The sequence below is a fragment of the Rhodanobacter ginsengiterrae genome, assembly GCF_050026815.1.
Lineage (GTDB): Bacteria > Pseudomonadota > Gammaproteobacteria > Xanthomonadales > Rhodanobacteraceae > Rhodanobacter > Rhodanobacter ginsengiterrae.
The window spans coordinates 111355-120555 of record NZ_JALBWO010000052.1 but is presented as its reverse complement, the minus strand read 5'-3'; the positions used below and the strand labels follow the sequence as shown (position 1 = coordinate 120555).

9 protein-coding genes are annotated in these 9201 nt (G+C 65.9%); 5 read left to right on the top strand and 4 right to left on the bottom strand.

Features of this window, described 5'->3' with window-relative positions; genetic code table 11:
• Positions 1-104: 104 nt before the first annotated feature.
• Complete coding sequence (locus tag ACQGNJ_RS08225) at positions 105-1409, top strand: MFS transporter (RefSeq protein ID WP_426688751.1); 1305 nt, start codon at positions 105-107, stop codon at positions 1407-1409.
• Here ACQGNJ_RS08225 and ACQGNJ_RS08220 read toward each other — a convergent pair.
• Together ACQGNJ_RS08220 and sbcB are read right to left on the bottom strand one after the other, a co-directional pair.
• Complete coding sequence (locus ACQGNJ_RS08220) at positions 1406-2092, bottom strand: DUF2461 domain-containing protein (protein WP_426688750.1); 687 nt, start codon at positions 2090-2092, stop codon at positions 1406-1408. The genes ACQGNJ_RS08225 and ACQGNJ_RS08220 overlap by 4 nt on opposite strands.
• 16 nt (positions 2093-2108) lie before the next feature.
• Complete coding sequence (sbcB, locus tag ACQGNJ_RS08215; RefSeq protein WP_426688749.1) at positions 2109-3554, bottom strand: exodeoxyribonuclease I; 1446 nt, start codon at positions 3552-3554, stop codon at positions 2109-2111.
• Positions 3555-3611: 57 nt separating this feature from the next.
• Here sbcB and orn point away from each other — a divergent pair, with 57 nt between their 5' ends.
• From orn to ACQGNJ_RS08195, 4 genes are all read left to right on the top strand, one after another.
• The gene (orn, locus tag ACQGNJ_RS08210; RefSeq protein WP_426688748.1) at positions 3612-4178 is read left to right on the top strand and encodes an oligoribonuclease; all 567 of its coding nucleotides are present in this window, start codon (positions 3612-3614) and stop codon (positions 4176-4178) included.
• Positions 4179-4208: 30 nt separating this feature from the next.
• Entirely contained in the window at positions 4209-5123 is a 915-nt protein-coding gene (folP, locus tag ACQGNJ_RS08205; RefSeq protein ID WP_426688747.1) for a dihydropteroate synthase, read from the top strand.
• Between the two features lie 52 nt (positions 5124-5175).
• A complete protein-coding gene (gene glmM / locus ACQGNJ_RS08200; RefSeq protein ID WP_426688746.1) occupies positions 5176-6528 on the top strand; it encodes a phosphoglucosamine mutase in 1353 nt (450 codons plus the stop codon).
• Positions 6529-6627: 99 nt separating this feature from the next.
• On the top strand, positions 6628-7560 hold the full coding sequence (locus ACQGNJ_RS08195; protein ID WP_426688745.1) for an isopenicillin N synthase family dioxygenase: 933 nt from the start codon (positions 6628-6630) through the stop codon (positions 7558-7560).
• Between the two features lie 24 nt (positions 7561-7584).
• On the opposite strand, the gene ACQGNJ_RS08190 is transcribed toward ACQGNJ_RS08195, so the two are convergent.
• On the bottom strand, positions 7585-8256 hold the full coding sequence (locus ACQGNJ_RS08190; RefSeq protein ID WP_426688744.1) for a DUF6445 family protein: 672 nt from the start codon (positions 8254-8256) through the stop codon (positions 7585-7587).
• A gap of 72 nt (positions 8257-8328) precedes the next feature.
• Positions 8329-9135, bottom strand: a complete 807-nt coding sequence (locus ACQGNJ_RS08185; RefSeq protein ID WP_426688743.1) for an SDR family NAD(P)-dependent oxidoreductase — start codon at positions 9133-9135, stop codon at positions 8329-8331.
• Positions 9136-9201: the final 66 nt, after the last annotated feature.

The following is a 9201-nucleotide window of genomic DNA, read 5'->3' as shown; positions in this document are numbered from 1 at the left end:
CTCTAGCAGCGCCATACGTCAGCGTCTTGACGCAACCGCACATCCACAGAAACGCCTGTGCTGCGCTAAGGTGTCGCGCTTTCCGCCATCGGATTGCTCAAACGATGAATGTGCCGACCGCCGCTCACCCCGGGACCGACCGCCTGCGCGCGCGCGACGTGAAAACCCTGCTGCTTGCCGCCTTGGGCGGCGCGCTGGAGTTCTACGACTTCGTGGTGTTCGTGTTCTTCGCGATCCCGCTCAGCCAGTTGTTCTTCCCGCACGAGACGGCGCCGTGGCTGGCCCAGTTGCAGGTATTCGGCATCTTCGCCGCCGGCTACCTGGCGCGCCCGCTGGGCGGCATCGTGATGGCGCACTACGGCGACAAGCTGGGGCGCAAGAAGATGTTCACGTTGAGCGTGTTCCTGATGGCGGTGCCGACGCTGGCGATCGGCCTGCTGCCGGTGTACGCGCAGGTCGGCATGCTGGCGCCGCTGTTGTTGCTGCTGTTGCGGGTGGTGCAGGGCATCGCGGTGGGCGGGGAGGTGCCGGGAGCGTGGGTGTTCGTGGCGGAGCACGTGCCAGCGCGCCGGGTGGGTTTTGCCTGCGCCAGCCTCACCTCGGGCCTTACCGTGGGCATCCTGATCGGTTCGCTGGTGGCCGCCGGGATCAACCGTGAGCTGACCCCGGCGGCGGTGCTTGATTACGGCTGGCGCCTGCCGTTCCTGGCTGGTGGCGTGTTCGGCTTCTTCGCGGTGTGGCTGCGCCGCTGGCTCAGCGAGACACCGATATTCGAGGCGATGCAGTCGCGCAAGGAACTGGCCAGCGGCCTGCCGCTGCGCCTGGTGTTCGAGCGCCATCTGCCCGGCGTGTTGCTGTCGATGCTGGTGACCTGGATGCTCACCGCGGCGATCCTGGTGATCATCCTGATGACGCCGTCGATCGTGCAATCGGCCTTCCACCTTGCGCCGGCGCAAGCCTTCCTCGGCAACAACCTGGCCTCGTTCGCGCTGGCCCTGGGTTGTCTGGCTTATGGCTGGCTGGCCGACCGGATCGGCTTTGCCCGGGCCTTGCTGTTCGGTGCGATCGGGCTGCTGCTGTGCAGCTACGCGCTCTATGGCGACCTGCGCGCCGGTGCCGCGCATTTCCTTGTGCTGTATGCGTTGACCGGTTTCGCGGTGGGCGTGGTAGGCGTGGTGCCGGCGCTGATGGTGTCGGCGTTTCCGCCGGCGGTGCGCTTCTCCGGCCTGTCGTTCTCGTACAACATTGCCTATGCGCTGTTCGGCGGCTTGACGCCGCCGTTGATCGGCCTGCTGGTGCAGCATTTCGGCACGCTGGCGCCGGCGCACTATGTGGCGTTCACGGCGCTGATCGGGATCGCCGTGGCGGCTTGCCTGCTGGCTGCGCGGCGGCGACCGATGGCTGGCTAGAACTCCAGTTCCTGCGCCGCGCACAGGTAATCGACCAGCGGCGCGACACGCTTGAACGCGGCCACCGTCCACGGCAGCAGTTCGTCCGAGCAGGCCAGCTCTTCGCTGAGCGAGGTGATGGCGATGAAGTCCTTGCGCTTGAGGTCTTCGATCAGCTCGTGCGTGGGGTCGTAACCGCGCGGTGGGCGGATCAGCGATTCGCCGCCCAGGGTCAGCTGTTCGCGAAACGCCTTGCTCTGCGTGGCGCGCTTCCACGCGGCGGGGTTGTCGACCAGGAACTCGCGGATGTGCTTCAGCGCATCCGGCTCCGGGTGCCACAGGCCACCGCCGGCGAAACAGTCGTCGGGCTCGATGTGCAGGTAGAAACCCGGCGCCTGGATTTCATGGCGTCGCTCATGGGTGAAGCGCGAACCCTGCCAGGATTTGTACGGCAGCTTGTTGTTCGAGTAGCGCGTGTCGCGATGGATGCGGTAGAGCGAGCCGCCGCTTTTGCGCGGGTCGGCGCGGTAGTGCGGGCTGATTTTTTCCAGCGGCGCCTGCAGGTCGGTGATCAGCTGCATGAACGGCTCGCGCACGTGGCGCTCGTAGTCGTCCTTGTGTGCGTGGAACCATTCGCGGTTGTTGTTGCGACCCAGCGTGCGCAGGAAGCGGAAGGTGGCGGGCGTGAAATAGCTTTTCGGCATGATCGGTCTTGAGGATTCAGGGGGATTCGATGCTGGCGGCGAGGTCTTCACCCCAGGCCTGCAACTGATCGAGCAGTCCGAGTCGGTCCTGCGCCAGGGGATCGCCGCGCAGTTCGGCGAGGCGGGCGAAGTAGTCGTCCAGGGTCAACCCGGTCAGTGGCGTGTGGCGGGTCAGCCGCGCCTGGCGGAAGCTGTCCCAACGGGTGCGCTCGTCGCTATCGAGCGTGTCCGGCCAGTTGCGCGCCCGATAGCGGAACAGCAGCTCCGGGTAGCGCGGGTCGTGGAACGGAAAGTCGCGGTTGCCCAGTTCCTGCGGCGGTGTGGCGCGCACCTGGGCCAGCAGGCGCTTGTCCGCGTCTGGCAGGAATCCGCCGCCATACAGGGCGAGTTCCGGATCTTCCGGCGGTGGCAGTTCGGCGGCGCGCTGGAATACCCGGCGCAGTTTTTCCGGCAGGCCGCTGGCTGCCTGCAGCGCGTCGCGGTGGGCCAGACAGCGGTCCATGTCCAGTTGCAGTCGCTGCAGGTCCACGCCCTGCAGCACCGACAGCGGCGCCAGCGCGGGCGCATGGTTCGCGCGCACGGTGCGCAGCGCAATCCGCTCCACACCGTCGGGCAGGTCGGCGCGCGGGGTGAAGATGCGGTCGGCGATCTCGTCCTCGTCCAACGCCAGCCATGCGACCGGATCGGCGGTCAGGTCGTACACGATGGTTTCGCCCGCGCGACTGGGGTGCGCCGCCAGCGGTGCGATCACGGTCAGGCAGTGGCGGCTGGCCGGGTAGCGTGAGGACACATGCACCAGCGGCGTCATGTTCACCACGTCGAGCAGTTCGAACACCTTCTGCTTGCGGCGCAGTGCGTAGTACCAGTCCCACAATCGCGGTTGGCGCACGCGGATCAGCCGGGCCAGGTCGATCAGCGCGTAGACGTCGGACAAGGCATCGTGGGCGCGCTCCTGGTTCAGCCCGTTGGCGCTGGCCAGGTGCTCCAGCCTGAAGCTGGGCGAGCCATCCTCGCGCAGCGGCCAGATGATGCCCTCGGGACGCAATGCCTGGCACATCCGCACCAGGTCGATCAGGTCCCAGCGTGAATTGCCGTTCTCCCACTCGCGGCCGTACGGCTCGTAGAAGTTGCGGTACAGCATCTGGCGGGTGAACTCGTCGTCGAAGCGCAACGAGTTGTAACCGACCCCGCAGGTACCCGGCTGGGCCAGTTGCTCGTGCACGCGGGCGGCGAAATCAGCCTCATTGACGCCTTCACGTTCGGCTTGCCGGGGCGTGATGCCGGTGATCATGCAGGCGTCGGGATGTGGCGGCATCTCCAGCGAGGGCTTGCCGTAGAACATCACCGGTTCGCCGATGATCTCCAGTTCCATGGAGGTGCGGATGCCGGCGAACTGCAGTGGACGGTCGCGTCGCGGATCGGCGCCGGAGGTTTCGTAGTCGTGCCAGAAGAAGGTCTGCATGAGCCGGATCATCGCATGCGGGCAACACTGATAAACTCCCCCGCACAAGGAGATTCCATGAGCCAAGCCCACGAAGAGAACCTGATCTGGATCGATCTGGAGATGACCGGCCTCGACACCGACAACGACTCGATTCTCGAGATTGCCACGGTGGTTACCGACAAGGAGCTTAACGTGCTGGCCGAAGGGCCGGTATTCGCCATCCGTCACGAGATCGACCAACTGGAATCGATGGACAGCTGGAATACCAATCAGCACCACAAGTCCGGCTTGTGGCGCCAGGTGCTCATCTCGGAAACCGACCATGCGATGGCCGAGCAGGCCACCGTGGAATTCCTGCGCGCGTGGGTGCCGCCGGGCAAGTCGCCGATGTGCGGCAACTCGATCTGCCAGGACCGCCGCTTCATGCATCGGCAGATGCCGCGACTGGAACGTTACTTCCACTACCGTAACCTGGACGTGTCCACGCTGAAGGAATTGGCGCGCCGCTGGGCGCCGGACATCGCCAAGAGCGTCGGCAAGGAATCGGCGCACACCGCGCTGTCGGACATCCGCGATTCCATCGCCGAATTGCGCCACTACCGCCATTTCATGGGCGAGCTTGGTGGCCAGGCCAAGGCCTGAGTGCGTGGTGTTGTTGAACCTGACGAGGCAATGAGCATGTCGAACGAGCTGTTTGCACCGGTGCTGGATTGCGCCGGGCGCCCGCTGCGGCTGGACCGTCCCCGGGTGGTCGGCATCCTCAACGTCACCCCCGATTCGTTTTCCGACGGCGGCATGCACCAGGGCGTGGAAGCTGCCGTCGCGCATGGCATACGCATGGCGGAAGCGGGTGCCGACATGCTCGACGTCGGCGGCCAGTCGACCCGGCCGGGTGCGCTCGAGGTGTCGCTGGAAGAAGAGCTGGAGCGCGTGCTGCCGGTGATCGCGCAACTGCTGGCGCATACTTCGCTGCCGATCGCGATCGATACTTCGCGGCCCGAGGTGATGCGTGCCGCGGTAGCCGCCGGTGCCGGCATGGTCAACGACGTGTACGCACTGCGCCGCGAAGGCGCGCTGGAAGCGGTGGCCGAACTCGGCGTGCCGGTGTGCCTGATGCACATGCAGGGCGAGCCGCGCAGCATGCAGGACGAGCCGCATTACGACGACGTGGTCGGCGAGGTGCATCGTTTCCTCACCGACCGGTTGTTCGCCTGCGAGCTGGCCGGCATCGATCGACGCAAGGTACTGGTCGATCCCGGCTTCGGCTTCGGCAAGACACTGCAACACAACCTTGCACTGCTGTCGGCGCTGGAGCAGTTCGCCAATCTGGGCAGCGGCGTGTATGCCGGGCTGTCGCGCAAGTCGATGATCGGCACGCTGACCGGGCGCACCGAGCCGGCCGACCGCCTGGCCGGTTCGGTCGCGGCGGCGCTGGTGGCGGTTCAGCGTGGCGCGCGCATGGTCCGCGTGCACGATGTGGCCGCCACGGTCGATGCGCTGGCGGTATGGCAGGGCGTGCAGGCGGTGGACGTCGTGCCGCGCCGTGCCGCCCGGGCCGCCGCGCCGCGCTGGCCCGACGACGATTGATTGATGGCGGCTTGACCGGCGTCCATCCCACCCTTTCGAGAAACTGAGCACGATGAATCAACGCAAATACTTCGGCACCGACGGCATTCGCGGTCTGGTCGGTCAATGGCCAATCAGCGCGGACTTCATGCTGCAGCTCGGTCGCGCTGTCGGCAGCGTGCTGGCGCGCGAAGGCAAAGAGCGGCCCAAGGTGCTGATCGGCAAGGACACCCGCATTTCGGGTTACATGTTCGAATCGGCGCTGGAAGCCGGCCTGGTGGCGGCTGGCGCGGATGTCGGTTTGCTCGGCCCGATGCCGACCCCGGCGGTGGCCTTCCTGACCCGTTCGATGCGCGCGCAAGCCGGCATCGTGATCAGCGCCTCGCACAATCCGCACCACGACAACGGCATCAAGTTCTTCTCGGCCAACGGCGAGAAATTGTCCGACGAGGTCGAGCTGGCGATCGAGCAGGAAGTCGATGCCGCTTTCGTGACCGTGGCGTCCGAACGGTTGGGCAAGGCTCGCCGCATCGACGACGCGGTCGCCCGCTACGCGGAGTATTGCAAGGCGACCGTGGCCGAGGACTTCAGCCTGCGCGGGCTCAAGCTGGTGCTGGACTGCGCCCACGGCGCGACCTACCAGGTGGCGCCAAAGGTGTTCGCCGAACTGGGTGCCGAGGTGATCGCCATCGGCGACAAGCCGGACGGTTTCAACATCAATCGCGACGTCGGCTCGACCCATCCGCAGGCCTTGCAGCAAGCGGTGGTGAGCCACGCCGCCGATCTGGGCATCGCCTTCGACGGCGATGGCGATCGCGTGCAGCTGGTCGACCGCCATGGCGCGCTGGCCGATGGCGACGACATCCTCTACGTGCTGGCACGCAGCTGGCATGCGCAGGGCGCGCTGACCGGGCCGGTGGTTGGCACCTTGATGAGCAACTACGGCCTGCAGCTGGCGCTGGGCGAACTGGACGTGCCACTGATTCGCGCCAACGTCGGCGATCGCTACGTGATGCAGCAGCTGCGGCAGCACGGAGGCGTGCTGGGCGGCGAGACTTCGGGCCATATCCTGTGCCTGGATCGTGCCACTACCGGTGACGGCATCGTCGCTGCGCTGGCCGTGCTGGAGGCGCTGACGCGCTCCGGCGAGGATTTTTCCGAAGCGCGCCAGGGTCTGAAGAAAATGCCGCAGGTGATGCTGAACGTGCGCGCCGTGGGCGCTCGTCGCTCGCTTGCCAGCAGCGAGGTGCAACAGGTCCTCGCCGAGGTGGAGCAGGTGCTGCACGGGCGCGGCCGGGTGGTGCTGCGCGCCTCGGGCACCGAGCCGCTGGTACGGGTCACCGTGGAGGGCGCCGACGCCGCCGAAGTGCAGCAGTTGGCAGAAAGGCTGGCCGCAACGGTAAAATCCGCAGCCGAACGCTCGTGAACCTGTAGCCGCACCAGGTCGCCATGGATTGGCCCGACGTGCCCGCCCTCAAGCGGTGGCGGATCCACTGACCGCGCGACCCACCTGGTGACTACAGCCATGAAGAATGTTCCAACCCTCGATATCCGTCGCTACGACACCGAACGCGATGCCTTCGTCGCCGAGATCGGCGCGGCCTACCGCGAATTCGGTTTCTGCTGCATCAGCGGCCACGGCATCCCGCGCGCGCTGATCGACGGCTCGTACGATGTGTTCCAGCGCTTCTTTGCGCTGCCCACCGAAACCAAGATGAAGTATCACCTGGCCGGCAGCGGTGGTGCGCGCGGCTACACGCCGTTCAAGGTGGAGACCGCCAAGGACAGCCAGTACGCGGATCTCAAGGAGTTCTGGCATGTCGGCCGGGAAATTCCGCGGGACTCCAGATTCGCCGACGTGATGCCGCCGAATCTGTGGCCGAGCGAAGTGCCGGAGTTCAAGCGCTACGGCTACGGCCTGTATGAGGCGCTGGATCAGCTTGGCACCCGCGTGCTGCGTGCGCTGGCCTTGCATATCGACCAGCCGGAAAACTTCTTCGAGGACAAGACCGACGTCGGCAACTCGATTCTGCGCCCGATCCACTATCCGCCGATCACCCGGGACAACATCCCCAACGTGCGTGCCGGCGCGCATGAGGACATCAACTTCATCACCTTGCTGGTCGGCGCCAGCGCCGAAGGCCTGGAAGTGCTCAGCGATGGCCAGTGGCTGCCGATCACCACCGAGGGCGATGCGATCGTGGTCAACATCGGCGACATGTTGCAGCGGCTGAGCAACCATGTGTATCCGTCGACGTCGCACCGCGTGGTCAATCCGCAGAACGAGAACGCGCGCAAGCCGCGCTATTCGGTGCCGTTCTTCCTGCATCCCAACCCGGACGTGGTGCTGGATCCCCTGGATTCCTGCATCACGCCGGACAATCCGCGCCGCTACGACACGTCGATCAATTCGCACGAATACCTGATGCAGCGCCTGCGTGAGATCAAGCTGATCTAGCCGTTCGCGCAAGCCGGCGCGAGTTCAGGCCATCCAGAAGAACACGGCGGTCATGCGCTTGGCCGCCAGTTCCTGGCCCCAATAAGCACTGGCGCTGTGGATCAGGTTGGCCTTGTAGACCAGCAGCCGGTTGTAGCGATGCGCGACGCGCACGTCTTCGACAAAGGCGTTCGGTTGGACGAAGCGATTGCCCAGTGCTTCGGCAAGATTGCGGTTAGGCGGCATCACGATGTTGCCCCCAAGCTGGCCGCCCGGCATGCGCTGGCGAAAGAAGCTGGTGCCGCAGTGTTCCGGCACGTCGGGGTTGAGATAGATCACGGCGGCGTAGCGGCACAGGTTGGTTGAATCGGTGTGCGGCTTGACCGAGCCTTCGACCGAGCCGACCACCTGCACGCAGTTGTGATTGAGGTGCAGGCCAGCCCCGGTCTGCTCGACCCAGAGCTTCTTCGCGCCGGTCAGCTCACACACCCGCTTGTCCAGCATGGCCAGTTCATCGTCCAGCAGCGCCGGAGTTGCGCGCATTCCCGGCCATACTTCACCGGTGTACGGATAACCCATTTCCCAGTCAGTCCTGGCCAGGCAGCGCGCGCGCACTTCGTCGGAATTCGGCAGCACGTTGTCGACCACCCAGTAGTCGCGACCCTCGACAGGCTTGCGGTAGGGCAGGGGTCGCATCTGTGTCGGAAACAGGGACATGTCGATGGGGGCCGGTGACGAAGGATGGGCTCAACAATAGCGGACGCGGCGACGCCTGCCCGCGCGGCCGGTCTAGACCTGGGTGTTCCGATAGCGCCTGGACTCGCGCGCCGACAACCACATCGCCAGCCGATCCGGCATCAGCTGGACGATCCGCTTGATGCTCCGGTTGACCCGGCCGGGAATGTACACCGCGTCGCCGCGCTCGACCGCCGCAATGCCCTGGCGTACCACCTCTTCGGCGGTGAGCCACATGAATCCGGGCAGCTTGTCCATCTTGTCGCGGGTGCCGGTGACGTCGTGGAATTCGGACCAGGTGAATCCGGGGCAGAGCGCGCTGACATGGACCCCCGCCGCCTGGTTCTCCAGGAACAGCGACTGCGAAAACTTGATCAGATAAGCCTTGCTCGCGGCATACAAGGTATGTCCGGCCGGACCCGGCACATGTCCGGCCAGCGAGGCCACGTTGATGATGCGGCCATGGCCGCGTTCGCGCATGCCTGGCAGCAGCCGCCACGCCAGTTCGCTGGGTGCGGTCAGCAACACCTGCAGAAAATCCGCATGCGTTTTCCAGTCGTTGGCGATGAAGGTGCCGGGCACGCCGTAGCCGGCGTTGTTGATCAGCCAGTCGACCTGCAGGCCTCGCCGTTCCAGCTCGGCGCAAAGTGTCTGCGGCGCGGCCGGTTCGGCGAGGTCGTGCGCCAGCACGGTGACCTCCACGCCATGCGCCGCGCGCAGTTCGACGGCAAGGGCATGCATCCGCTCGGCGCGACGTGCCGTCAGCACCAGGTCATGCCCCAACGCCGCGAGTTGGCGGGCGAATTCGGCGCCGATGCCGGAGGAGGCGCCAGTGATCAGACTGAGTGGGCGGCGAGTCATCGTGTGCGTTCCGGACAATGGATCGTCATTCTTGACCACGCAGGTCGAACGACGCCAGTGGCAGGC

Bases quoted from the DNA above. Each gene is read 5' to 3' on its own strand.
- ACQGNJ_RS08225 (WP_426688751.1), top strand. From the start codon at position 105: ATGAATGTGCCGACCGCCGCTCACCCCGGGACCGACCGCCTGCGCGCG.
- ACQGNJ_RS08220 (WP_426688750.1), bottom strand. From the start codon at position 2,092: ATGCCGAAAAGCTATTTCACGCCCGCCACCTTCCGCTTCCTGCGCACG.
- sbcB (WP_426688749.1), bottom strand. From the start codon at position 3,554: ATGCAGACCTTCTTCTGGCACGACTACGAAACCTCCGGCGCCGATCCG.
- orn (WP_426688748.1), top strand. From the start codon at position 3,612: ATGAGCCAAGCCCACGAAGAGAACCTGATCTGGATCGATCTGGAGATG.
- folP (WP_426688747.1), top strand. From the start codon at position 4,209: ATGAGCATGTCGAACGAGCTGTTTGCACCGGTGCTGGATTGCGCCGGG.
- glmM (WP_426688746.1), top strand. From the start codon at position 5,176: ATGAATCAACGCAAATACTTCGGCACCGACGGCATTCGCGGTCTGGTC.
- ACQGNJ_RS08195 (WP_426688745.1), top strand. From the start codon at position 6,628: ATGAAGAATGTTCCAACCCTCGATATCCGTCGCTACGACACCGAACGC.
- ACQGNJ_RS08190 (WP_426688744.1), bottom strand. From the start codon at position 8,256: ATGTCCCTGTTTCCGACACAGATGCGACCCCTGCCCTACCGCAAGCCT.
- ACQGNJ_RS08185 (WP_426688743.1), bottom strand. From the start codon at position 9,135: ATGACTCGCCGCCCACTCAGTCTGATCACTGGCGCCTCCTCCGGCATC.